17 protein-coding genes are annotated in these 24,941 nt (G+C 72.9%); 10 read left to right on the top strand and 7 right to left on the bottom strand.

Annotated features, from left to right (window positions below; translation table 11 throughout):
* Nucleotides 1–6 precede the first annotated feature (6 nt).
* From frc to ACZ63H_RS13325, 3 genes are all read left to right on the top strand, one after another.
* Nucleotides 7–1,239: a formyl-CoA transferase gene (frc, locus tag ACZ63H_RS13315; RefSeq protein WP_469864385.1), complete on the top strand. Its 1,233-nt coding sequence runs from the start codon at nucleotides 7–9 to the stop codon at nucleotides 1,237–1,239.
* Between the two features lies 1 nt (nucleotide 1,240).
* Nucleotides 1,241–3,388: an acetate--CoA ligase family protein gene (locus tag ACZ63H_RS13320; protein WP_469864387.1), complete on the top strand. Its 2,148-nt coding sequence runs from the start codon at nucleotides 1,241–1,243 to the stop codon at nucleotides 3,386–3,388.
* Nucleotides 3,389–3,520: 132 nt separating this feature from the next.
* A complete protein-coding gene (locus ACZ63H_RS13325) occupies nucleotides 3,521–4,930 on the top strand; it encodes an OFA family MFS transporter (protein ID WP_469864389.1) in 1,410 nt (469 codons plus the stop codon).
* A 73-nt stretch (nucleotides 4,931–5,003) separates the two neighbouring features.
* Here ACZ63H_RS13325 and ACZ63H_RS13330 read toward each other — a convergent pair whose 3' ends face one another.
* Nucleotides 5,004–5,681, bottom strand: a complete 678-nt coding sequence (locus tag ACZ63H_RS13330; RefSeq protein ID WP_469864390.1) for a GntR family transcriptional regulator — start codon at nucleotides 5,679–5,681, stop codon at nucleotides 5,004–5,006.
* A gap of 137 nt (nucleotides 5,682–5,818) precedes the next feature.
* Nucleotides 5,819–6,766, bottom strand: a complete 948-nt coding sequence (locus ACZ63H_RS13335; protein WP_469864392.1) for a beta-ketoacyl-ACP synthase III — start codon at nucleotides 6,764–6,766, stop codon at nucleotides 5,819–5,821.
* Between the two features lie 229 nt (nucleotides 6,767–6,995).
* Between ACZ63H_RS13335 and fdhD the strand changes: the two genes are divergently transcribed.
* Together fdhD and ACZ63H_RS13345 are read left to right on the top strand one after the other, a co-directional pair.
* Nucleotides 6,996–7,844, top strand: a complete 849-nt coding sequence (gene fdhD / locus ACZ63H_RS13340; protein ID WP_469864394.1) for a formate dehydrogenase accessory sulfurtransferase FdhD — start codon at nucleotides 6,996–6,998, stop codon at nucleotides 7,842–7,844.
* A gap of 418 nt (nucleotides 7,845–8,262) precedes the next feature.
* A complete protein-coding gene (locus ACZ63H_RS13345) occupies nucleotides 8,263–10,140 on the top strand; it encodes an exo-alpha-sialidase (RefSeq protein WP_469864396.1) in 1,878 nt (625 codons plus the stop codon).
* On the opposite strand, the gene ACZ63H_RS13350 is transcribed toward ACZ63H_RS13345, so the two are convergent.
* Nucleotides 10,090–11,154 carry a bile acid:sodium symporter family protein gene (locus ACZ63H_RS13350; RefSeq protein ID WP_469864398.1) on the bottom strand — a complete coding sequence of 355 codons (1,065 nt, stop codon included), beginning with the start codon at nucleotides 11,152–11,154 and terminating at the stop codon, nucleotides 10,090–10,092. The genes ACZ63H_RS13345 and ACZ63H_RS13350 overlap by 51 nt on opposite strands.
* A gap of 173 nt (nucleotides 11,155–11,327) precedes the next feature.
* On the opposite strand from ACZ63H_RS13350, the gene ACZ63H_RS13355 reads away from it, so the two are divergent.
* The 3 genes from ACZ63H_RS13355 (at nucleotide 11,328) to ACZ63H_RS13365 (ending at nucleotide 16,255) form a co-directional block, all read left to right on the top strand.
* Entirely contained in the window at nucleotides 11,328–12,197 is an 870-nt protein-coding gene (locus ACZ63H_RS13355) for a LysR substrate-binding domain-containing protein (protein WP_469864400.1), read from the top strand.
* A gap of 1,267 nt (nucleotides 12,198–13,464) precedes the next feature.
* On the top strand, nucleotides 13,465–15,291 hold the full coding sequence (locus tag ACZ63H_RS13360) for an AMP-dependent synthetase/ligase (RefSeq protein WP_469864402.1): 1,827 nt from the start codon (nucleotides 13,465–13,467) through the stop codon (nucleotides 15,289–15,291).
* A gap of 127 nt (nucleotides 15,292–15,418) precedes the next feature.
* Nucleotides 15,419–16,255, top strand: coding sequence for an aldo/keto reductase (locus ACZ63H_RS13365; RefSeq protein WP_469864404.1), 837 nt, complete (start codon nucleotides 15,419–15,421; stop codon nucleotides 16,253–16,255).
* Between the two features lie 26 nt (nucleotides 16,256–16,281).
* On the opposite strand, the gene ACZ63H_RS13370 is transcribed toward ACZ63H_RS13365, so the two are convergent.
* Nucleotides 16,282–16,893: a hypothetical protein gene (locus ACZ63H_RS13370; protein WP_469864406.1), complete on the bottom strand. Its 612-nt coding sequence runs from the start codon at nucleotides 16,891–16,893 to the stop codon at nucleotides 16,282–16,284.
* A 202-nt stretch (nucleotides 16,894–17,095) separates the two neighbouring features.
* Here ACZ63H_RS13370 and ACZ63H_RS13375 point away from each other — a divergent pair, with 202 nt between their 5' ends.
* Nucleotides 17,096–17,791, top strand: coding sequence for a glycoside hydrolase family 75 protein (locus ACZ63H_RS13375; RefSeq protein ID WP_469864408.1), 696 nt, complete (start codon nucleotides 17,096–17,098; stop codon nucleotides 17,789–17,791).
* A 13-nt stretch (nucleotides 17,792–17,804) separates the two neighbouring features.
* On the opposite strand, the gene ACZ63H_RS13380 is transcribed toward ACZ63H_RS13375, so the two are convergent.
* From ACZ63H_RS13380 to ACZ63H_RS13390, 3 genes are all read right to left on the bottom strand, one after another.
* Nucleotides 17,805–18,512, bottom strand: a complete 708-nt coding sequence (locus ACZ63H_RS13380) for an SDR family oxidoreductase (RefSeq protein WP_469864410.1) — start codon at nucleotides 18,510–18,512, stop codon at nucleotides 17,805–17,807.
* Nucleotides 18,513–18,584: 72 nt separating this feature from the next.
* The gene (locus tag ACZ63H_RS13385) at nucleotides 18,585–19,502 is read right to left on the bottom strand and encodes a methyltransferase domain-containing protein (RefSeq protein ID WP_469864412.1); all 918 of its coding nucleotides are present in this window, start codon (nucleotides 19,500–19,502) and stop codon (nucleotides 18,585–18,587) included.
* Nucleotides 19,503–19,646: 144 nt separating this feature from the next.
* Nucleotides 19,647–21,392 carry a glycoside hydrolase family 6 protein gene (locus ACZ63H_RS13390; protein WP_469864414.1) on the bottom strand — a complete coding sequence of 582 codons (1,746 nt, stop codon included), beginning with the start codon at nucleotides 21,390–21,392 and terminating at the stop codon, nucleotides 19,647–19,649.
* Between the two features lie 625 nt (nucleotides 21,393–22,017).
* On the opposite strand from ACZ63H_RS13390, the gene ACZ63H_RS13395 reads away from it, so the two are divergent.
* Complete coding sequence (locus ACZ63H_RS13395; RefSeq protein ID WP_469864416.1) at nucleotides 22,018–24,930, top strand: glycoside hydrolase family 48 protein; 2,913 nt, start codon at nucleotides 22,018–22,020, stop codon at nucleotides 24,928–24,930.
* Nucleotides 24,931–24,941 lie beyond the last annotated feature (11 nt).

Raw genomic sequence — 24,941 nt, forward strand, 5'->3', positions numbered from 1 at the left:
ACACCCATGACCACCAAGGCACTTGAAGGCATCCGCGTCCTCGACATGACGCACGTCCAGTCCGGGCCGTCCGCCACCCAGCTGCTCGCCTGGCTCGGCGCGGACGTCGTCAAGCTGGAGGCGCCCGCCGGGGACATCACCCGCAGGCAGCTGCGGGACCTGCCGGACGTCGACTCGCTGTACTTCACGATGCTCAACTGCAACAAGCGCAGCATCACGCTGAACACCAAGACCGGGCGCGGCAAGGAGATCCTCACCGAGCTGATCCGGCGCTCGGACGTCCTGGTCGAGAACTTCGGGCCGGGTGCCGTCGACCGGATGGGCTTCGGCTGGGAACGCGTCCGGGAGATCAATCCGCGGATCGTCTATGCCTCGATCAAGGGCTTCGGGGACGGTCCGTACACCCGGTTCAAGGCGTACGAGGTCGTCGCGCAGGCCATGGGCGGGTCGATGGCGACCACCGGCTTCGAGGACGGGCCGCCGCTGGCGACGGGGGCCCAGATCGGGGACTCGGGGACGGGGGTGCACACCGTCGCGGGGATCCTCGCGGCCCTGTTCCAGCGCGAGCGGACCGGGCGCGGACAGCGGGTCGACGTGGCCATGCAGCACGCCGTGCTCAACCTGTGCCGGGTGAAACTGCGCGACCAGCAGCGCCTGGCCCACGGGCCGCTCCCCGAATACCCCAACGAGGACTTCGGCGCGGAGGTCCCCCGCTCGGGGAACGCGTCCGGCGGCGGCCAGCCGGGCTGGGCGGTCAGGTGCGCGCCGGGCGGGCCGAACGACTACGTGTACGTCATCGTCCAGCCCGTCGGCTGGCGGCCGATCACCGAACTCATTGGCCGGCCGGAACTCGCCGACGACCCCGAGTGGGCCACGCCCGAGGCACGGCTGCCGAAGCTGGACAAGATGTTCCAGCTCATCGAGGAGTGGTCGGCCACGCTGCCCAAGTGGGAGGTGCTGGAGCGGCTGACCGCGCACGACGTCCCGTGCGGCCCGATCCTGTCCACCAAGGAGATCATCGAGGACGCCTCGCTGGCCGCCGACGGCATGGTGGTCCGCGTCCCGCACCCCGAGCGCGGCGAGTTCGTCACCGTCGGCAGCCCGATCAAGCTCTCCGACTCCCCCGTGGAGGTGACGTCCTCGCCCCTGCTCGGCGAGCACAACGAGGAGATCTACGCGGCCGAACTGGGCCTCACGGCCGACGAATTGCGCCTGCTGAAGTCGGACGGGGTGATCTGAGGTGGCGACCGGGGACCGGAGGGCGCGGGTGCGGGCGGTGCTGGAGTCGGTGCGGGCCGAGGGCCGTACCGCGCTGACCGCGCCCGAGGGCAGGGTGGTCGCCGAGGCCTACGGGATCGCCGTACCGGCCGAGGAACTGGCCCGGGACGCGGAGGAGGCGGTGGCCGCGGCGGCGCGGCTGGGCGGACCGGTGGTGCTGAAGATCGTCTCGCCGGACATCCTGCACAAGACCGAGGCCGGCGGGGTCGTCGTGGGGGTGGAGGGCGCGGAGCGGGTGCGGGCCGCGTTCCACCGGATCGTCGCGGGCGCGCGCGCCCACGACGCCGGGGCCCGGATCGACGGCGTGCTGGTGCAGGAGTTGCTGCCGGCGGGCCAGGAGGTCATCGTCGGCGCGGTCACCGATCCCGCGTTCGGGAAGGTGGTGGCGTTCGGGCTGGGCGGGGTGCTGGTGGAGGTGCTGAAGGACGTGACGTTCCGCCTCGCGCCGGTCGGTGCCGACGAGGCGCTGTCGATGCTCGACTCCCTCCGGGCCGCGGAGGTCCTGCGCGGGGTCCGCGGGCGGGCCGGGGTGGACCGGACGGCGGTGGCCGGGCAGATCCGGCGGGTGTCCGAACTGGTCACGGACTTCCCCGAGATCGCGGAGGTGGACCTCAATCCGGTGATCGCCACGGACCGGGGCGCGGTCGCCGCCGACATCCGGGTGATCCTCGCCGGGCAGCGCCGGCCGGCCCGCAGGACGTACACCCGCGAGGAGATCCTCGCCTCGATGCGCCGGCTGATGCGGCCGCGCGCGGTCGCCGTGATCGGCGCGTCGAACGAGCCGGGCAAGATCGGCAACGCGGTGATGCGCAACCTTGTCGACGGCGGCTTCGCCGGTGACATCCACCCGGTCAACCCCCGGGCCGACGACATCCTGGGCCGCAAGGCGTACCGGAGCGTGACCGACGTGCCGGGCGAGGTGGACGTGGCCGTCTTCGCCATCCCGGCCCGGCGGGTGGCGGCGGCCCTTCAGGAGGCGGGACGCAAGGGCGTCGCCAACGCGGTCCTCATCCCGTCCGGTTTCGCGGAGACCGGCGAGCACGCGCTCCAGGCGGAACTGGTGGAGATCGCGGAGCGGTACGGCGTCCGCCTGCTCGGCCCGAACATCTACGGCTACTACTCCACCTGGCAGGACCTGTGCGCCACGTTCTGCACGCCGTACGACGTCAAGGGCCCGGTGGCGCTGACCTCGCAGTCGGGTGGCATCGGCATGGCCGTCCTCGGCTTCGCGCGCGCCACCAGGACGGGCGTGTCGGCGATCGTCGGCCTCGGCAACAAGGCGGACCTGGACGAGGACGACCTGCTGACCTGGTTCGGCGAGGATCCGCACACCGAATGCGTCGCCATGCACCTGGAAGACCTCAAGGACGGGCGGGCGTTCGTGGCGGCGGCCCGGGCGGTCGTGCCGAAGAAGCCGGTGGTGGTGCTGAAGGCGGGCCGTACGGCGGCGGGCGCGAGGGCGGCCGGTTCGCACACCGGGGCGCTCGCGGGCGACGACGCGGTCTACGACGACATCCTCCGGCAGGCCGGGGTGATCCGGGCGCCGGGCCTGGACGACCTGCTGGAGTACGCGCGCGCGTTGCCGGTCCTGCCCGCCCCGAAGGGCGAGAACGTCGTCATCATCACCGGCGCCGGCGGCAGCGGGGTGCTGCTGTCGGACGCCGTGACGGACAACGGGCTCACGCTGATGGGGATCCCGCCCGACCTGGACGAGGCGTTCAGCCGGCTCATCCCGCCGTTCGGCGCGGCGGGCAACCCGGTCGACATCACCGGGGGCGAACCGCCGTCGACGTACGAGGCCACGATCCGGCTGGGCCTCGCGGACCCGCGCGTGCACGCCCTGGTGCTCGGCTACTGGCACACCGTCCTCACCCCGCCGATGGTGTTCGCCGAGCTGACCGCGCGCCTGGTGGCCGAGTTCCGCGAACGCGGCGTCGAGAAGCCGGTGGTGGCCTCCCTCGCCGGTGACGTGGAGGTCGAGGAGGCCTGCCGGTACCTGTTCGAGCGGGGGGTCGTGGCGTACCCGTACACGACCGAGAAGCCGGTGGCCGTGCTCGGCGCGAAGTACCGGTGGGCGCGCGCGGCCGGCCTGCTGCGGGGCGGTTCGTGAGCTGACGGGGGCTCCGGTCCCGAACGGATCCACCCGCCCCTTCCCTCGGCGCCGGGCCCCACCCCGCGTCCGGCACACCGCCCGTGCCCCACACCCCCCACCCGTCCCCCACCGGCGAGGAGCTGGCCCCACATGACGTCAGATCCCATGAGGACCCGGAAGACACCGGCCGGGCCGGAGGCGCCGTACCACGCGTACCGCGAGGTGACCGACGCCCGCGGCCGCGTCTACCGCGTCGGCGAGACGGACCGGGACATCCTCGGTCACTCGCGCAAGCTGATGGTGTACCTTCCCTGGCTCTCCATGATGGCCATCAGTGTCTCGGAGTACGCCTACGGCTCCGCGGAGGACACGTTGTCCTCCGCCCACGGCTGGACCCAGAGCGACACGTTCTGGATCCTGAGCGTCTGGATCTTCTTCCAGGCGGGCATCGCGTTCCCGGCGGGCTGGCTGCGCGAGCGGGGCCTGCTCTCGGCGCGCCGGGCGATGTACGTCGGCGCCGTGATGTGCCTGCTCGGCTTCCTGTCCCTGTCCCACTTCCACGACGTCCTGCCGGCCGTCCTCGGCTTCGGTGTCGTGGGCGGTGTCGGCTCCGGGCTGATCTACGCCACGTGCATCAATATGGTCGGCAAGTGGTTCCCGGAGCGGCGCGGGGCGAAGACCGGCTTCGTCAACGGGGGCTTCGCCTACGGCTCGCTGCCCTTCATCTTCCTCTTCAACTACGCCTTCGACACGGGCGACTACGAGCGGGTGCTCGACCTGATCGGCGGCTACGTCCTGGTCGTGGTCGCGGTCTGCGCGTTCTTCTTCCAGGACCCGCCGAAGAACTGGTGGCCGGCCGACGTGGCCCCGCCGGCCCGCGCCGGGAGCGGCGCCGGTGCCGCGAGCCTGGCGAAGAACCCGCCGGCGGTGCGCCAGTACACGCCCGGCGAGGCCATCCGGACCGGGATGCTCCCGCTCATGTGGGTCATGATCGTGATGACGGCGGGAGTGTCGATCTTCGGGATCTCCTTCCAGGTCGACTTCGCCAAGGAGGTCGGCTTCGGCCCCCTGGTCGCCGCGTCCTCGATGGGTGTCATGGCCGTCGTCAACGGCATCGGCCGCGCGGTGGTCGGCTGGCTGTCGGACCTGTGGGGCCGCAGGACGACGCTGGTGTTCGTCATCGTGGTGCTGGGGCTCGCGCAGTTCGGTGTCATCTGGGCCGGAGAGTCCCGCAACCAGTGGCTGTTCCTGTTCTTCGCCTTCCTCTCCGGCTTCGGCGGCGGCGCGTTCTACCCGCTGTTCGCGGCGCTGACCCCGGACTACTTCGGCGAGAACTACAACGCCACCAACTACGGCCTGGTGTACAGCGGCAAGCTGGTCAGCGGCCTGTTCGGCGGCGGCCTCGGCTCGCTGGTGGTCGGCGCGTGGGGCTACGACGGGGCCTACGCGCTGGCCGGCGGTGTCTCGATGGCCGCGGCGGCGCTCGCCCTGCTGCTGCGGCAGCCGGGCCGGGGCGGCACGGGCCGGCTGCCGGCACCGAGGCCGCGCCCCGCCGCCTGACCCTCGGGCCGCCGCGTCCTGCCAGGTGTTCCCCCGGCCGCCGGCGGACGGGGGAACACCTGGCGTATGCCGCTCAGGCGGTCTCGCGCTCGTGGTACGACCGCCGCGTGTGCTCGGTGTGCGCGCGCATCAGCTCCGTGGCGCGCCGCTCGTCCCGGGCCTCGACGGCGGCGATCAGCTCCCGGTGCTCGACCCAGGACTGACGGCCGCGCTGCCGGGCCACCGGGGTGTAGTACCAGCGGACCCGCCGGTCCACCTGGGCGGCGAGTCCGGCGAGGACGGTGTTGCCGGCCAGTTCCATGACCTTGCTGTGGAAGGCCGCGTTGAGGGCGACCGCGCGGTCCACGTCCTCGGCCGCCACGGCCTCCTCGCCCTCGGCGCACAAGGCGTGGAGGACGGCGATGCCGGCGCCGTCCGCGTGCGCGGCGGCCAGCCGGGCCGCCTCCGCCTCCAGCAGGGTGCGGACCGTGAGCAGCTGGTCGGCCTCCTCCTCGGTCGGCTCGTGCACGAACGCGCCCTGGGCGGGGCGCAGATCGACCCAGCCCTCGGTGTTCAGCCGTTGCAGCGCCTCGCGCACGGGCTGGCGGGAGACGCCGAGGTGCCCGGCGAGTTCGCTCTCCACCAGGTGCTGGCCGGGGCGCAGGGCGCGGGTGGTGATGAGTTCGAGCAGCGCCTCGTACACGCGCTCGCGCAGCGGGCCGGGCCTCTCCAGCCTGGGCACCGCCCCCTGCGGCAGTCCGGTCGACAACATCGCGGTCCTCCTGGCGGGTCTGACGCGTGGGCGATGGACGCTCAGTATCGATTGTCTTTCGTCTACAGTCTACGGTGCACAGGATCCCGTACCGGGGTCGCGGACGGAGCGCGCAACCCGTACGCGGGGGGCGGTCCTCAGGGGCAGCGCACGACCTGCCCGGCGTACGACAGGTTGCCGCCGAACCCGAACAGCAGCACCGGGTCCCCGCTGCGCAGGGCGCCCTGTTCGAGCAGCTTGGAGAAGGCGAGCGGGATGCTGGCGGCCGAGGTGTTGCCGGACTCGGTGACATCGCGGGCGACCACCGCGTTCACGGCGCCGAGCCTGTGGGCCAGCGGCTCGATGATCCGCAGATTGGCCTGGTGCAGCACGACCCCGGCGAGGTCCTCGGGGGCCGTCCCGGCCTTCTCGCAGGCCTGGCGGGCGATGGCCGGCAGCCGGGTGGTGGCCCAGCGGTAGACGCTCTGCCCCTCCTGCGCGAACCGGGGCGGGGTGCCCTCGATGCGGACGGCGTTCCCCATCTCCGGCACCGATCCCCACAGCACCGGTCCGATGCCGGGTTCCGTCCCCGGCGGGCAGGCGGTCAGCACGGCGGCCCCGGCCCCGTCGCCGACCAGGACGCAGGTGCTGCGGTCGGTCCAGTCGGCGACGTCCGACATCTTGTCGGCGCCGACGACCAGGGCTCGGGTGGCGGCGCCGGCCCGCAGGGCGTGGTCGGCGGTGGCGAGCGCGTGGGTGAAGCCGGCGCAGACCACGTTCACGTCCAGGGCGGCGGGTCCCGGGATGCCGAGCCGGGCGGCGACCCGGGCGGCGGTGTTCGGGGAGCGGTCCACGGCGGTGGAGGTGGCGACGAGGACCAGGTCGATGTCGCCGGGGGTCAGGCCGGCGGCGGCGAGGGCCTTGGCGGCGGCGTGCGCGGCCAGCTCGTCCACCGGCTCGTCGGGGCCGGCGATGCGCCGGGTCCGGATGCCCACCCGGGTGCGGATCCACTCGTCGCTGGTGTCGACCATGGCCGCCAGGTCGTCGTTGGTGAGCACCCGGGCGGGCTGGTAGTGGCCGATGGCGACGATGCGCGAGCCGTTCATTGCGGGAATCCCCTCGTGGCCGTGGGTGGCGGGATCCACCAGTGTGGTCAGTGACCGGCGGGTACGACGGCAGGTGAGGCCACAGGAAACCGGCGTCGTGATTGTCGGCTCCGGTCAGACTGTCGGACGTCCGTACAAAGCGCCCACCGTGCGGCCGATGGAACGGGCCCACCGCGCCGCCCGCCCCCCGCCCGGTCCCCCGCCCCCCGTGTGCAGGACAATGAGGGGCATGGGACGAGTGACGGAACGACGCAAGGTCCTGCGCATCCGGGACGGGGCTGTCTCCACCCGGCCGGACACGCTCGTCGCGGAGGAACCCCTGGAGATCCGGCTGAACGGCAAGCCGCTCGCGATCACCATGCGGACCCCGGGCGACGACTTCGCGCTGGCCGCCGGCTTCCTGGTCAGCGAGGGCGTCCTGGCCTCGGCGGCGGACCTGCGGAACATCGTCTACTGCGCGGGCGCCACGGCGGACGGCTCGAACACCTACAACGTGGTCGACGTGCGCACCGCCCCCGGTGTCGCCCTCCCTGACTTCACCCTGGAGCGGAACGTCTACACCACCTCCTCCTGCGGTCTGTGCGGCAAGGCCAGCCTGGACGCCGTCCGGACGACCGCGCGCTGGCCCATCGCCGACACTCCCCCGCTGCGGGTCACCCCCGGGCTGCTGGCGGAGCTGCCCGGCCGGCTGCGGGCGGCCCAGCGGGTGTTCGACCGGACCGGGGGCCTGCACGCGGCGGCCCTGTTCGACGAGGACGGGGAGCTGCTGGACACCCGCGAGGACGTGGGCCGGCACAACGCGGTCGACAAGCTCGTGGGACGGGCGCTGCGCGACGACGCGCTGCCGTTGTCCCGGACGCTCCTGATGGTCTCCGGCCGGGCCTCCTTCGAGCTGGCGCAGAAGGCGGTCATGGCGGGCATCCCGGTGCTCGCGGCCGTCTCGGCGCCGTCCTCGCTGGCGGTGGACCTGGCCGCGGAGACCGGCCTGACCCTGGTGGGCTTCCTGCGCGGCACCTCGATGAACGTGTACGCGGGCGAGCACCGGATCGCCCTGCGGGAGCCGGCCGCCCGCGGCTGACCTACGCGGCGCGCCAGCCCTCCGTGCCGGAGATCCGGGCCGGGGTCGCCCGCGGTTCCGGCGGCGGCACGAGCCGGGCGCTCGGCCTGCCGGTGGGCGCCACGCCGGTGACCGGCTCCCGGCCGGCACCGATCGCGCGCGAACGGCCGGAGGGGTACGAGCGGTGGCGGCGTCAGCTGCGGCGGCTGCGCGCCGAGGGCACCCGGGGCCGCCGTGCACGGGGAGTCCGGCCTTGAGGGGGCGGCGGCCGCGCACCGGGCGATCACCACCCGGGCCACCCTCGGCAGAAGTCGTGCCGCGCCCGTGAGTGCACGCTTCTTGTGAGCCGCGCACCCCCCAACTACCTTCGGTGGGACGCTCGTTGGACGTGGGATGTCCGGTTGTCCGCACGTCCGGCCGACGAAGGGCAGGTCCCGCCGTGCCGTCACCTCTCCGCGCCCGTCCCGGATCCGTACTCGCCACCGCCGCCCTCACCGCCGCCGGGCTGCTCCTGTCGTTCCTGCCCGCTCCCCCGGCCCTCGCCCAGCCGGCCGCCGCCGCACCGGACTTCGAGCAGCAGGTGCTGTTCAAGGCCGCGCAGGACCCCGGTTACGCCTGCTTCCGCATCCCGGCGATCGTCCGGACGACCGACGGCACGCTGCTGGCCTTCGCCGAGGGCCGCGTCCTCAACTGCGGGGACGCCGCCGACATCGACATCGTGCTCAAGCGCTCCACCGACGGCGGGCGCACCTGGGGCCCGCTGCGGGTCGTCACCGAGGGGGCGGGCGACACCCACGGCAACCCGGCACCGGTCGTGGACCGCGACACCGGGCGGATCTGGCTCGCGGAGACGTACAACACGGGCCGTACGGACAGCGCCAACTGCCCGGTCCCCTGCGACCGCACCCCGCACCTGCAGTACAGCGACGACGACGGCGAGACCTGGTCCGCGCCACGCGATCTGAGCCCCGAGATCCTGCCCGCCGACTGGAACTCCTGGTACGCCACCGGGCCCGTGCACGGCATCCAGCTGACCCGCGGCCGGTACGCGGGCCGTCTGGTCCTCGGCGTCAACACCGAGACCTGGGACGGGACCAGGGTCACCGCCAACCACGCGGCGCTGGTCGTCAGCGACGACCACGGCCGGCACTGGCGGATCGGCGCCACCGACACCTGGCCCGTCGCCGCCGACGGCACCTTCCGGCAGAAGCCCTCCGAACTGACCCTCGCCGAGCGCGGCGACGGCTCGGTCCTGGTCAGCGGGCGCGAGCAGGACGGCACCGACCTCGGCCACCGCACCCAGGCGGTCAGCCGCGACGGCGGCACCGACTTCACCGGGCCCTTCCGCGCCCTGCCGGACCTGTACACCCCGCAGGTGCAGGGCTCGCTGCTGCGCGTCGGCGACCGGCTGCTGCTCGCCTGCCCCGGCGACCCCGACCGGCGCCGCACCATGATGATCCGCTCCTCCTGGGACGGCGGACGGACCTGGGACGGCACGGACCGGGGCACGGTCGTCACCACGGACTGGTCCGGCTACTCGGACCTGGTTCGCGTCGGCTCCGCCGGGATCGGCCTGCTGTACGAGGGCGGGGCGGTGGACGCCCGTGACGAGATCCGCTTCGCCCGCTTCACCGAGGACCGGCTCGGCCCGCGCCGCGGACCCGACCCGGTCACCCCCGACCTCGCCCGGCACGCCCGCCCGGCGGCGGTGCTCGGCGACCCGGAGGACACCGACGGGGTGTCCGGGGGCGCGCTGCGGTTCGACGGGACCGACGACGCGGTCCGGCTGCCGTACCGCGCCGCCCTCCCGCTCGGCACGTCGGACTTCACGGTGTCGCTGTGGTTCCGGTACTCGGCGGCCACGGGGGAGCAGCCGCTGCTGTGGATGGGCGGGACCGGCACGAGCCAGCCGCAGGTGTGGCTGCGCGGGGAACCGGCGGGCAACCGGGTGCAGGCACTGATCACGGTACGGAACGGGGCCGCCGCGCCGCAGTCCGCGTCCGTGCGCACCTCGACCGCCTACAACGACGGCCGGTGGCACCACGCCGTGCTCCGCCGGGGCGGCGGACTGCTGTCCCTGTCGGTCGACGGAACGGCCGTCACCACGGCGGACAGGCCGGGCTCGGTCAGCCGCAACTCGCCCTTCGGCGTGCACCTCGGCCAGCGCGTGGACAGCCGTGCCTTCCTCACCGGCGCGCTGGACGAGGTGCGGGTCTGGGACCGGGCGCTGACCGACGGGGAGCTGACGGACCCGGACGTGCTGCGGTCAACGCAGGACACGGTTGCCTGGCTGCCCCTGGACCGGGTCCGCGGCTGACCCCTCGGGCGCGTCCCCCGGCTCGGGGGACGCGTCCTCGGCCGCCTCCGGGTCGTGGGACCGGCGCTTGGCGATGACCGCGCACACCATCAGCTGCATCTGGTGGAAGAGCATCAGCGGCAGCACGGCCAGCGAGGCGTGGCTGCCGAACAGGACGCTCGCCATGGGCAGCCCGGAGGCGAGGGACTTCTTCGACCCGGCGAACTGCACGGCGATCCGGTCCGCCCGGCCGAAGCCGAGCGCCTTGGCGCCGTACCAGGTCAGGGCCAGCATCACCGCCAGCAGGACGGCCTCGACGCCGAGCAGCCCGGCCAGCCGCAGCGGGCTGACCTGGTGCCAGATGCCCTGGTTCATGCCCTCGCTGAACGCGGTGTAGACGACCAGCAGGATGGAGCCGCGGTCGACCAGGCCGAGGACCTTCTTGTGCCGGGTGACGAACTCCCCGATCCAGCGCCGCAGCAGTTGCCCGGCGACGAACGGCACCAGCAGCTGGAGCACGATCCGCAGCAGCGAGTCCGTGGAGAACCCGACCGTGTCGCCGCCGAGCAGCCCCGCCGCGAGCAGCGGGGTCAGGACGATGCCGGCGAGGGAGGAGAAGGACCCGGCGCAGATCGCCGCGGGCACGTTGCCGCGGGCGATGGAGGTGAACGCGATGGACGACTGGATGGTGGACGGCACCAGCGTCAGGAACAGCAGGCCCTGGTAGAGCGGCTGGGTCAGCAGGACCGGCACCAGGCCGCGGGCGGCCAGCCCGAACACCGGGAAGACGACGAAGGTGCAGACCAGCACGGTCAGGTGCAGCCGCCAGTGGCGCAGTCCGTCCAGCGCTTCCCGGGTGGACAGCCGGGCGCCGTAGAGGAGGAAGAGGAAGGCGATGGCGGCCGTGGAGGCGCCCGAGGTGACGTCGGCGGCGGTGCCCCGGGCCGGGAGCAGGGCGGCGAGCCCCACCGTCCCGAGCAGCAGCACGATGTACGGGTCGATCGGCAGCCAACTGGGCCGGCGCAGGCGTGTCACGGTGCTCCGTCTGTTCTGTGTCCGGTTGCTGTTCTGGGCCCGGTCGCTCGGTGTCGCACGGTCCCGGGCCCGCAGGGCCCCCCTCCATCGTCCTCCTGCCGCCGCCGATCGGGAATCCGGTATACCGCTCTGACTGCCATCGCGTTCCGTGATGGCCGCGCTAGGCTCGGGGGGTGTACGAGCCGACGCACCTGCGCACCTTCCTGGCGGTCGCCCAGACGCTGAGCTTCACCCAGGCCGCCCGGCGGCTGGGGCTGCGCCAGTCCACGGTCAGCCAGCACGTGCGGCGGCTGGAGGAGGCGGCCGGGCGGCAGCTGTTCTCCCGGGACACCCATTCGGTGGAGCTGACCGAGGACGGCGAGGCGATGCTCGGGTTCGCCCGCCGGATCCTGGAGGTGCACGAGCAGGCGACGGCGTTCTTCTCCGGCACGCGGGTGCGGGGCCGGCTGCGCTTCGGCGCCTCGGAGGACTTCGTGCTGACCCGGCTGCCGGAGATCCTGGAGGGCTTCCGCTACGACCACCCGGAGGTTGACCTGGAGCTGACCGTGGAGCTGTCCGGCACCCTGTACGAACGGCTGGCGGCGGGGAAGCTCGACCTGGTGCTGGCCAAGCGGCGCCCGGAGGACCCGCGCGGTGAGCTGGTGTGGCGCGACGACCTGGTGTGGATCGGCGCCGAGCGGCTGCGGCTGGAGGCGGACCGGCCCGTTCCGCTGATCGTCTACCCGCCGCCGGGCATCACCCGGGCCCGGGCCCTCCAGGTGCTGGAGCGGCAGGGCCGTCCCTGGCGGATCGTGTGCACGAGCGGCAGCCTCAACGGGCTGATCGCGGCGGCCCGGGCCGGCCTCGGGGTGATGGCCCACTCCCGGCGGCTGATTCCCCCGGGCCTGTTCCGGCTGCCGGACCGGGCGGGCCTGCCCGAGCTGGGCAAGGTCGACTTCGTCCTGGTGCACGGCCGCCGCCGGGGCCCGGCCGAGGACGCCGCGAACGCGCTGGCGGCGGCGGTGCTGGCGGGCGGCGAACACCTGCGCCGCAGCACCGGCTGACCGGCGCGGCCGGGCGGCGGGACGTCACCGTGCCGGGCGGCGGGCCGGCTTCTAGACCCGGCCCGGGACGGGCGTCGCCTCCCCGCGCCGCACCCCCCAGGCGGCCCGGGGGCTGGGACAGGCGCACCGGGCGGCGGTGCCGCGGACGACGACGGTGCCCACGAGGCGGACGCGACCTCGTCGCGGCCGGTGAAGGTCCGGCCGCCGGGGTCCGGGGGCGCCCGGGCGGTGGTGCCGCCACAGGACGGCCGCCCCGGGGCAGCGGCGCCGGCGGCGAAGCGCCACTGATCGGCACAGGCACGCCGGGCCGCGCGGTGCCGCATCTCGGGCCCACACCGGAGGGCGCCCGTCTCGGAGTCCGCGCCGGCGGGGCCGGTGGCGGGCGCCCTAGTGCCCCCGCCACAGGACGGCCGCCCCGGGGCAGCGGCCGGCGGCGAGGCGCCACTGATCAGCGCGGGCACGCCGGGCCGCGCGGTGCCGCATCTCGTGCCCGCACCGGAGGGGCGCCCGTCCCGGGGTCCGCGCCGGCGGGGCCGGTGGCGGCGGGCGCCCTAGTGCCCCCGCCACAGGACGGCCGCCTCGGGGCAGCGAACGGCGGCGAGGCGCCACTGATCGGCGCGGGCACGCCGGGCCGCGCGGTGCCGCATCTCGGCCCACACCGTAGGGCGCCCGTCCCGGAATCCGCGCCGGCGGGGCCGGTGGCGGCGGGCGCCCTAGTGCCCGCCACAGGACGGCCGCCTCGGGGCAGCGGCCGGCGGCTAAGCGCCACTGATCGGCACAGGCACGCCGGGCCGCGCGGTGCCGGGTCTCGTGCCCGCACCGTAGGGCGCCCGTCCCGGGGTCCGCGCCGGCGGGGCCGGTGGCGGACGCCCCGGTGTCGGCGCGGCGGGGGCGGCCGGCGCCCGCGCGGGCGTCCCGGGGCGGGCGCCCGGAAGGCGGGGGCGACCCGCTGACGAGCCGCACCGCCCCGGCCGGCACGCCGGTACGGCGGGCGGGGCGGGGCTCCGGGGTCACCTGGTGCGGGTGGGTGCCCGTAATCGGGGCGTACAGATTCGGTGGAGATTACGGTACCGAAACCTACGGACCCGTCGGTAAGGTGTCCGGCCCTTCCCCTTGTGCGGGCATTTCCCCGTGGTCGTCCGGGCGGAACGCGCGGTTTGCCCGGCTTCCGCATCCCTCCCGCGCACGGAGGGTGTGAGGTAGCTTTCACCGCGCTGCCGCGGTGCGGGGACCGTCGACACCGGGGCGCGAGAGACGGGGAGCGAGGTTGCGCGAGTTCACCAACCCTGCGCTGGTGTCGCCGCCGCCCGCGGGCGGCCTGGCCGACATCGTCTTCGAGCACGCCGTGACGGATCCGCGGCGCATAGCGCTCGGCCGCAAGGACGCCGCCGGGCAGTGGCGGGACGTGACGGCCGCCGAGTTCCGCGACGAGGTCATGGCCCTCGCCAAGGGCCTGCTGGCCGACGGCGTCCGCTTCGGCGACCGTGTCGCGATCATGTGCCGCACCCGCTACGAGTGGACCCTCTTCGACTTCGCCCTGTGGACCATCGGCGCCCAGGTGGTGCCCGTCTACCCCACCTCCTCGGCCGAGCAGTGCCTCTGGATGCTGCACGACGCCGAGGTGTCCGCGGCGGTCGTGGAGCACGAGGACCACGCGATGACCGTCGCCACCGTCATCGACCGGCTGCCGCGGCTGCGCCGGCTGTGGCAACTGGACGCCGGCTGCGTGCAGGAGCTGTACGACGCCGGGGCGCACCTGGACGACGAGGTCGTGCACCGGCACCGCCAGGCGGTCACCCCGGACTCGGTCGCCACCGTCGTCTACACCTCCGGCACCACCGGCCGGCCGAAGGGCTGTCTGCTGTCCCACGGCAACTTCATGTGCGAGGCGGACACCGTGCTGCGGCGGTGGGAGCCGGTGTTCCACTCCAGGAAGGGCGACGAGGCGTCCACGCTGCTGTTCCTGCCGCTGGCGCACGTCTTCGGGCGGATGGTCCAGGTCGCCGCGATCCGCGGCCGGGTCCGCTTCGGGCACCAGCCGCACCTGCACGCCGCGGCCCTGCTGCCCGACCTGGCCGCGTTCCGGCCCACGTTCGTCCTCGCGGTGCCGTACATCTTCGAGAAGGTGTTCGACGCGGCCCGCCGCAAGGCCGAGCGCGAGGGCAGGTCGGGGCCGTTCGAGAAGGCCGTCGACATCGCCGTGCGGTACGCCGAGGCGGTGGAGGCCAGGGCGTGGGGCACCGGGCCGGGCCCGTCGGCGGCGCTGCGGATGCAGCACCAGCTGTTCGACAAGCTGGTGTACGCCAAGGTCCGCGCCGCGATGGGCGGCCGGATCCGCAACGCGATGTCCGGGGGCTCGGCGATGGACCGCCGGCTGGGCCTGTTCTTCGCGGGCGCGGGCGTGCAGATCTACGAGGGCTACGGCCTGACCGAGTCCACGGCCGCCGCGACCGCCAACCCGCCCGGCCGCACCCGCTACGGCACCGTGGGCCCCCCGATCCCGGGCGTGACCGTGCACATCGCCGACGACGGGGAGGTCTGGCTGCGCGGCGGCACCGTCTTCCAGGGCTACCTCAACAACCGGAAGGCCACCGACGAGACCCTGCACGACGGCTGGCTGGCCACCGGCGACCTGGGCACGCTGGACGGGGACGGCTATCTGACGATCACCGGCCGCAAGAAGGAGATCCTGGTGACCTCCGGCGGCAAGAGCGTCTCCCCGGCCGTGCTGGAGGAGCGGGTCCGCGAGCATCCGCTGGTCCACCAGTGCGTCGTGGTGGGCAACGACCGCCCCTACATCGCCGCCCTGGTCACCCTGGACCGGGAGGCGGTCGAGCACTGGCTCCAGATGCATTGCAAGCCGGGGATGACCTCGGCCGAGCTGGTGCGCGACCCGGACCTGGAGGCCGAGGTGCGGCGCGCGGTGGTGGCCGCCAACACGCTCGTCTCGCAGGCGGAGTCGATCCGCACCTTCCGCATCCTGGCCCAGCCGTTCACCGAGGAACACGGGCTGCTGACACCGTCGTTGAAGCTGAAGCGCAAGGCGATCGAGAAGGCGTACGAGAGCGAGGTGGAGGCTCTCTACCGCGTCTGAGGCCCTGCCCCGGACACCTCGGCGGGCCCTCGGCGGGGGGTGGATCGCGCGGTCAGGAATGCGGAACGGCCCGTGATCGTTGACCATGGGAGTGACACATGCCGACAAGCGAAGGACCACGAGGCTCGTGAGCAGCAACGTCCCCCCGATCATCCTCAACAACGGCGTCGAGATGCCGCAGCTGGGATACGGCGTCTGGCAGGTGCCGGACGACGAGGCCGAGCGAGCCGTCGCCACGGCGCTGGAGGCCGGTTACCGCAGCATCGACACCGCCGCGATCTACGGCAACGAAGAGGGCACCGGCAAGGCCATCACCGCCTCCGGCCTGCCGCGCGACGAGATCTTCGTCACCACCAAGCTCTGGAACAGCGACCAGGGCTACGACGCCACACTGCGCGCCTTCGACACCTCGCTGGCGAAGCTGGGGCTCGACTACGTCGACCTGTACCTGATCCACTGGCCGCTGCCGTCCCGGGACGCCTACGTCGACACCTACAAGGCGTTCGAGAAGCTGCACTCCGACGGCCGGGTGCGCGCCATCGGCGTCTCCAACTTCCTGCCCGAGCACCTGCGGCGGCTGACCGAGGAGACCTCGGTCGTCCCGGCGGTCAACCAGATCGAGCTGCACCCGCACCTCCAGCAGCGCGAGTCGCGCGCCGTCCACGCGGAGCTGGGCATCGCCACCGAGGCCTGGTCGCCGCTCGGCCAGGGCAAGGGCCTGCTGGAGGTGCCCGCGATCGTGGCCATCGCGCGCAAGCACGACCGCACCCCGGCCCAGGTCGTGCTGCGCTGGCACCTCCAGCTCGGCAACGTCGTGATCCCGAAGTCCGTGACGCCGTCCCGGATCAAGGAGAACATCGCGGTGTTCGACTTCAGCCTGGACGACGAGGACCTCGCGGCGATCAGCGCGCTCAACGAGGACCGGCGCATCGGCCCCGACCCCGCCACCTTCGACATGGCCTGATCACCGGCCCGGCGCGACCGCGCGGCTCAGTCGGGGCGCACGTCGGCGTACACGACCTCGAACTCCTCCAGGCCGACCACGTCGACGTGCGCCCCGGCCGCCGCCTCGTGGTGCGCGCCCGCCATGGCCGCGCGGGCGGCGGCGAGCGCGGGGCGGTCGCGGAACAGGGTGCCGGCCACGGCCCGGCCGCGTTCGCGGTCGAGCAGCAGGGAGGTCCGGCACAGCCCCGGCAGCGCCTCGGCCCGCGCCACCACCGTGGCCCGGAAGGTGTCGACGACCAGGTCCGCGTCGCGCGGGTCGAACTCCAGCCGGACGGCGCGCAGTCGGCCGCCCTGCCGGGGGTGCTCGACCTGGTGGGACACCGCGGCCTCGTAGTTGGCGACCGACACCGTGCCGGCGAAGGGCTCCAGCAGCGCCTCGCGCCGCTCGCGCATCACCTCGTCGCTGTGGTGCCGCGCCCCCTCGGTCTCCCACCAGCTCACCGCGAGGAGTTTGCCGGCGTCGCGGTCCACGAAGACGCCCGCGCCCCGGTATCCCGGGCGTTCCTCCAGCAGGTCCCGCCCCTCGCTGTTCAGCGACCGGACGGCGGCGTCCAGCAGTGCCGGATCACCGGTCGCGTACACCGCGCGTACGAACATGAGACTCGCCTCCGGAAACGGCGACCGCGGATCGAGTCGAACATCCGAGACGTTTCGGTCCCCACCAGTCTCCCCAGCTACCCGGAGCCCCGCAATGCGCGGGCGATTCAGCCGTTCGCGACCCGGGGGTTGACGAGGGCATGCCGTCGGGGCACGGTGGACGCACCCGGTAAGGAAACTTTCCTAACAGAAGGGGCCCACCGTGCGCCTCCGAACCCTCACCCTCGCCGCCGCCTCCGGCACCGCCCTGCTCGCCGCCGGTCTGCTGCCCGCCCACGCCTCCGCCGCCGCCTCCCCGAAGTCCGCCCAGGAGGGCACGGTCGCCGCCGCCGACCTGCTCGCCAAGGTGACCTCCTGTTCGCAGATCTCCTCCGGCAAGTACAAGACCGACGAGGAGACCTCGGCCACGGTCCCGGTGTGCGGCAAGAACGGCGCGGTGTTCTGGAAGGCCGACATGGACATCGACTGCGACGGCCAGCGCACCACCAACTGCAACGAGGACCGCGACCCGTGGTTCCAGGCCGACACCGCCTTCCACCAGTCCGACGGCAAGCCGCTGAAGGCGGAGACCCTGCCGTACGTCGTGGTGCCCAGCACCAGCTCCCTCTGGGACTACTCGGGCGCGGGCATCAAGGGCGGCGGTGTGGTCGCCGTCATCTACAACAACAAGGTCGAGTACGCCGTCGTCGGCGACACCGGCCCCTCGAAGATCATCGGCGAGGCGTCGTACGCCACCGCCAAGGCGCTCGGCATCGACCCGGACCCGGAGACCGGCGGCGCGGACTCGGGGGTGACCTACATCCTGTTCAAGAACTCCAAGGTCTCCCCCATAGAGAGCCACAGCGCCGCCGTCTCGCTCGGGGACCAGCTGGCCAAGCAGTTCCTGGCCGCCAACTGAGGCCCGTCGTCCGTCAGGTGGGCTGACCCACCGGGCGGACGACCACCGTGTTGACGTCGACCCCGGCCGGCTGCCCGATCGCCCAGACAACCGAGTCGGCGATCTGGCCGGCGGTCAGCAGGTGCCCCGGGGGCAGGCTGCCGTAGCCGTCCCAGAAGGGCGTCTCCACCCGGCCGGGGGCCACCAGCGTGACCCCCACGCCGAACTCCGTGACCTGCCGCCGGGTGTTCTCCGCGAGCCCCGTCACCGCCCACTTGGTGGCGCCGTAGAGGTTGCCCGGGCCGTGCACGAACCCGGCGACGCTGCCGACGAGGACGATCCGGCCCCGGGTCTCCTTCAGCGCGTCGACCGAGGCCCGGATGAGCAGGGCCGGGCCGAGCACATTGGTGAGGACCATCTCCTTCCAGCCGGACGGGTCGCCGTCCGCGACGGTGTCGTGGGTGGCGGAGCCGGCGTTGGCGACGACCGTGTCCAGCCGGCCGTACGCCGTCAGCGTGCGGTCGACCGCGTGCCGGACGTCGGCGAAGTCCGAGGCGTCGCCGGCCACCGTCAGCAGCCCCTCGGGGCGGCCGAGTTCCTCGGCGAAGTCCCGCAGCCGCCGCTCTCCGCGCCCGGTGACGGTCACCCGGTGTCCGGCGTCGAGCAGCCGCCGCGCCACGGCGGCGCCGATCCCGCTGCCGCCGCCGGTGACAAGCGCGACCGGAGAGTCGTTCGTGGTCATGTGTGGCCCCCTGTGCGTCGGATGAACGCCCGGAGTCCATCACTTGGAGAGCACTTCAGGTCAAGCGCGGCATCAGCCCTGGCGGACGGCGGTGTGCACGGTGTAGGCGCCGAGCACGAACACGTCCGGCCGCACGTGCACGCTCGCCGGGTCGGACGGGTCCAGGAGCCGGTCGAGGGCGGCGCGGTCATCGGCGTCCAGTGCCTCGGCGACGCCCTCGCGCACCCGGGACAGGTGCGCGGCGACATAGGCGCGGGCCCGGTCGTCGGCCGGGGCGGGCAGGTCGAGCAGGAAGGTGCGGGTGCCGGTGTGCTTCAGCCCGGCCGCGGTCAGCAGGGCGGGCCAGTCCTCGGTCTCGGCGACGGAGCCCGGCAGCCCGGCCCGCATCCGGGCGAACCACTCCTCCTCCAGGGCGTCGAGCCGGGCCTGGAGTCCGGGGCGGCCGATGCCGGTGTCCCGGGGCAGGAAGCGCGAGGGGAGCCCGCCCTCCAGCAGGGCCAGGGTGCCGCCGGGGGCCAGGTGCCCGGCGAACGCGGCGAGCGCGGCCCGCTGGTCGCCGAGGTGGTGCAGGCTGCGGCTGGCCCACAGCAGGTCGGCCGGGCGGTCCAGCCGGCCGAGCGCCCCGGGCAGCTCGCCGGCGACGGTGTCGAAGCGGTCGGCCACACCGTGCCGGGCGGCCCGGTCGCGGGCGCGCTCCAGCAGTGGCGCGGTGCCGTCGACGGCGACGACCCGGGCGCCGGGGAACGCCTGCGCGAACAGACAGGAGACGACGCCGGGGCCGCTGCCCGCGTCCACGACGAGGCCCGGCTCGGCCGCCTGCTGCCCGAGCCAGGCCAGGGCCTGCCGGTAGACGGGGGCGAACAGCTCCGCCTGCGCTTCCAGCAGGAGGGCCAGTTCGTTCCAGTCGATGTCCGTGCCGTGCCCGTGTCCGTGACCGTGGCCGTGCCCGGTGTGGTGCTGGTGGCGCTGCTCGTGGTGCGCGTGTGCCATGGTGGTCAGCCTCTCGTCCGGTTGCCGTCAGGGTGCGACGGCGCACCGGCCGGGGGCCACTTCCGTTGCCGCTTCGGCAAACGCGCGTGCCGGTTCGGACCGCCGGGGCCCGGAGGTCGGGCGGGCCCCGGCTCGGTCACCGCGTCAGGACAGCGGCGGGTAGGCGTTCTGCATCAGCTGCTGGAACTGGGCGGAGAACCAGTGCCCGGCCAGCGGGGAGTTCGGCAGCGCGCCCGAGGGGTTGTTGCCGTTGCGCGCGTTGCCACCGTAGTTGGGGTCGCACATCTGGTCGAAGCCCTTGCCCTCGTCGTTGTCGATGGGGGCGCTGGCACCGTCGGACTGCCCCGGCGGCTTGGCCCACACGTAGGCGTCTATCCCGGCGGCGGGAGCGGCGGTCGGCCGTTCGCCGAGTCCGGCACCGCTCTGGTTGCACCAGTTGCCGACGTGGACGCGCCGGTCGATGCGGCCGCCGTTGACGTAGCTGTCGACCGAGGTCAGCGGGCCGGGGCCGGTGGGCCGGGCGGTCCCGCCCCAGCCGTTGCGGGAGGTGTCGATCAGCATGCCGATACCGGAGTTGAACCCGGCCGAGATCAGCTTGTCCCGCAGGCCCTGCGCGTACGACTGCTCGTCCACGTACTGGTTCCAGTCGACCCACTTCGACTGGCGGACGGTCTGGCCGTTCACGGTGTCGGTGACCTTGAAGTTCGGTTCCTTGGTCGGGCTGTAGTTGGCCGTGTTGACGATGAAGCCGGCCACGTCGCTCAAGCTGGCGCCGTTGGTGGTGGCGACCTTGTAGAACTCCTGGGCGGTCGGGCCGAGGTTGGTGTCCCAGCCGAGCCAGCCGTGGTGGCCGGCGTCGATGTAGTTGTAGACGTTCGAGAGGTTGCCCAGCTTGTCCAGGGCGTAGCTGACGCCCTTCTCGTAGTTGCCGTTGGACTTCATGGTCACGCAGGCGTCGGTGGTGGTGTTGGTGCCGCCGGCGTTGGTGACCAGGTTGGGCAGCGAGTCGGGCTCGATGAGCGCGGAGATGCGCAGGCCCGCGTACTTGGAGTCGGCCAGGATCGAGGCGATGGCGTCGATGTACTGCGTCTTGTACTTGTCGATGTCCGTCGGGCCGAGTTCGCCGTTGGAGGCGAGGGCGGCGCAGTCACGGCCGGGCAGGTCGTAGATGACCAGCTGGACGACCAGTTGGCCGGAGCCCTTCTGCTTGAGGGCCTCGTCCAGGTGGGCGCGCAGGCCCATGCCGCCGTTGACGCCGTTGATGGCCGCGATGCGGTCCAGCCAGACGAAGGTCGGCTGGCTGGAGACGCGGCTGCCGCCCGGCTCGGCGGCGGCCAGCTTCGACCACTCCGGGTCCACGTACACCTTGGCGCCGGTGTACGGGTTGTCGACGCGGCCGGAGGTGCCTCCGCCGCCGTTGTCGCCCCCGCCGCCGTTGTCCCCGCCCCCGCCGTTGTCGCCACCGCCGCCGTTGTCCACGTTGCAGGTGACGCCGTCGAGGGTGAACGTGGCGGGCACGGCGTTGGTGCCGCTGTAGCTGCCCTGGAAGCCGAAGCTGACCGTGCCGCCGGTGGCCAGCGCGCCGTTGTAGCTCTCGTTGGCGGCGGTGACCGCGGTACCGCTCTGGCTGAGCTTGGCGTTCCAGCCGCTGGTGACCTTCTGGTCGCCGGCGTACGACCACTTCAGCGACCAACTCGACTTCGTGGCCGCGTTGTTGGTGATGGTCACCGCGGCGGTGAAGCCGGTGCTCCACTGGTTCTGCACCTTGTAGTCCACGGTGCAGGGGACGGCGGAGGCAGCGGCGGAGGCCGATTGCATGCCGATCGCCGTCCCCGAGGCCCCGGCGACCAGCGCCAGGGCTGCGAGCAGTGATGTCCTGGTACGACTCATGAGTGCGGGTGTCCTTCGGTGTGCTGTGGGTGTGTGGTGCCGTGTCGGGAACTGCGGTGGGACGGCGCGGAGGTGGTCGCGCGGCCCGGCGCCGTGCGCGGCGGGTGTGCCGTCGCAGGCGGGGGTGGGACGGGCGGCGGAAGGTCCGCCCGCCGGGTCGGTGGGTTCGCGGGTGTTCCACTGGCGGAGGTCGTCGCGGTACGCCGCCCCGTAGGAGCGGTTCGTGCCGGGCGGGCGGCCGGCGCCGACGGGCCGGGGCCCGGCCGGCCCGGGGCGCGGTCGGACCGAGTCCTCGACGGACCCCGGAAGTCCTTCGCCCACTGGCCGGCGACGGCTGAAAGTACGGAACGCGGGGGGTGACGCATGAGCGAGTCCTCGCAGTGTGGCGCGCCCTGACGGACGCGTCGACTGAATGGAACCGCTCCCACTGGTTGCGAAGGAAGGTAGCGCCAACTGGCCGGAAAGCCCAGGGGGGTCGCTTTACTTTTTCGCGATCGGGCCGGTCGAATCTTTTCGCATCGTCTAGGTCTTGACCGTCCGTTACCCCGTCTTCACTATGGGAGCGCTCCCACTGGTTCAAGCCTTGACTTCTCCCCGAGCCGCAGCCGCAAGGAGGAACCAGCACATGGATCCTGGACGCAGACGCAGAACCGTGCGTCGGTTGTGGACGGCGGTGGTCGCCGCGTCGGCCCTGCCGCTGTCGATGCTCGCCACCGGAACGGAGACCGCCCACGCGGCCTCCGTCCAGTGCAGCGTCGACTACAAGACCAACGACTGGGGCTCGGGTTTCACCGCCGACCTCACGATCACCAACCGCGGTACGGACGCCGTCAACGGATGGACGCTGACGTACGCCTACGCGGGCAACCAGAAGCTGACCAGCGGCTGGAACGGGACCTGGTCCCAGTCCGGCCAGTCGGTCACCGTGAAGAACGCCTCGTACAACGGCGCCATCGCCGCGGGCGCCGCCGTCTCCACCGGCGCGCAGTTCACCTACAGCGGCGCCAACACCGCTCCCACGTCCTTCGCCGTCAACGGCACCACCTGCGCCGGCGCCCACCAGCCGCCGGTGACCGTGCTGACCAGCCCGAAGCCGGGCGCGGTCTACAGCCAGGGGGACGCCGTGCCCCTCGCGGCGACCGCGGCGGCGGCCGACAACGCGACCATCAGCAAGGTGGAGTTCTACGACGACACCACGCTGCTGGGCACGGACACCAGCGCGCCCTACTCGCTCTCGGCCTCCAGTTTGACCGTGGGCAGTCATTCCCTGGTGGCGAAGGCGTACGACAGCCTGGGCGCGTCCGGCACCTCCACCCCGGTGGGCATCACGGTGGCCTCCGGCCCCGCCGTGGTCGCCTCGCCGACCCAACTGGGCGTGCAGCAGGGCAAGTCGGGCACGTTCTCGGTGAAGCTGTCCACGCAGCCGAGCGCGAACGTGACGGTGAGCACGGCCCGCACGGACGGCAACACCGGTCTGTCCGTGACCGGCGGTTCCTCGCTGACCTTCACCCCGGCGGACTGGAACACCGCGCAGACCGTGACCGTCACGGCCGACGCCTCCGGCACCGGCAGCGCGACGTTCACCGCGTCGGCCACCGGCCACGCCAAGGCGACGGTCACGGTCACCGAGCTGCCCGCGGCCAAGGCGTACGACGCCCGCTTCCTGGACCTGTACGGGAAGATCACCAACCCGGCGAACGGCTACTTCTCACCCGAGGGCATCCCGTACCACTCGGTGGAGACGCTGATCGTCGAGGCCCCGGACCACGGTCACGAGACCACCTCGGAGGCGTACAGCTATCTGCTGTGGCTCCAGGCGATGTACGGCAAGGTCACCGGCGACTGGTCGAAGTTCAACGGCGCCTGGGAGATCATGGAGAAGTACATGATCCCCACGCACGCCGACCAGCCGACGAACTCGTTCTACAACGCCTCGAAGCCGGCCACCTACGCGCCCGAGCTGGACACCCCGAACGAGTACCCGGCGAAGCTGGACACCTCGGTGCCGGTGGGCACGGACCCGATCGCCGGTGAGCTGAAGAGCGCGTACGGCACGGACGACGTCTACGGCATGCACTGGATCCAGGACGTGGACAACGTCTACGGCTACGGCAACGAGCCCGGCAAGTGCGAGGCCGGACCGACCGCCACCGGACCGTCCTACATCAACACCTTCCAGCGCGGCTCGCAGGAGTCGGTCTGGGAGACGGTCCCGCAGCCGACCTGCGACGCCTTCAAGTACGGCGGCAAGAACGGCTACCTGGACCTGTTCACCGGCGACAGCTCCTACGCCAAGCAGTGGAAGTACACCAACGCCCCGGACGCGGACTCCCGCGCGGTGCAGGCCGCCTACTGGGCGGACCTGTGGGCCAAGCAGCAGGGCAAGAGCGGTGACGTGTCCGCGACGGTCGCCAAGGCCGCCAAGATGGGCGACTACCTGCGGTACGCGATGTACGACAAGTACTTCAAGAAGATCGGCAACTGCACGAGCCCGTCCTGCCCGGCCGGCACCGGCAAGGACGCCTCGCACTACCTGCTGTCCTGGTACTACGCCTGGGGCGGCGCCACGGACACCTCCGCCGGCTGGGCCTGGCGGATCGGCTCCAGCCATGTCCACGGCGGCTACCAGAACCCCCTGGCCGCCTACGCGCTCAGCTCCGTCGCCGACCTGAAGCCCAAGTCGGCCACCGGCGCCGGCGACTGGAGCAAGTCGCTGCAGCGGCAGCTGGAGTTCTACCAGTGGCTCCAGTCGTCCGAGGGCGGCATCGCGGGCGGTGCCACCAACAGCTGGGCCGGCCGCTACAGCAACCCGCCCGCCGGCACCTCCAGCTTCTACGGCATGTACTACGACCCGGCGCCCGTCTACCACGACCCGCCGTCCAACCAGTGGTTCGGGTTCCAGGCGTGGTCGATGGAGCGGGTCGCCGAGTACTACCAGCAGACCGGGAACGCCCAGGCCAAGGCGGTCCTCGACAAGTGGGTGAAGTGGGCGCTGTCCAAGACCACCATCAACCCGGACGGCACCTACCGCATCCCCTCCACCCTCCAGTGGTCGGGCCAGCCCGACACCTGGAACGCCTCCAGCCCCGGCTCCAACAGCGGGCTGCACGTCACGGTCGCCGACTACACCGACGACGTCGGGGTGGCCGCCTCCTACGCCAAGACGCTGACGTACTACGCCGCCAAGTCCGGTGACGCGACGGCCAAGTCCACGGCGAAGGCGCTGCTGGACGGCATGTGGAGCAACTACCAGGACAGCCTCGGCATCGCCGTGCCGGAGACCCGGACCGACTACAGCCGGTTCAACGACAGCGTGTACGTGCCGAGCGGCTGGACCGGCACGATGCCCAACGGCGACGCGATCAACTCCTCGTCCACGTTCTCCTCGCTCCGGTCCTTCTACAAGAGCGACCCGAACTGGTCGAAGATCGAGGCCTACCTCAAGGGCGGCGCGGCGCCCGTGTTCACGTACCACCGGTTCTGGGCCCAGGCGGACATCGCCCTGGCCATGGGCTCGTACGCGGAGCTGCTCGAATAGTCCCCGCCGGC

The organism is Streptomyces sp. NPDC104831 (assembly GCF_055583025.1).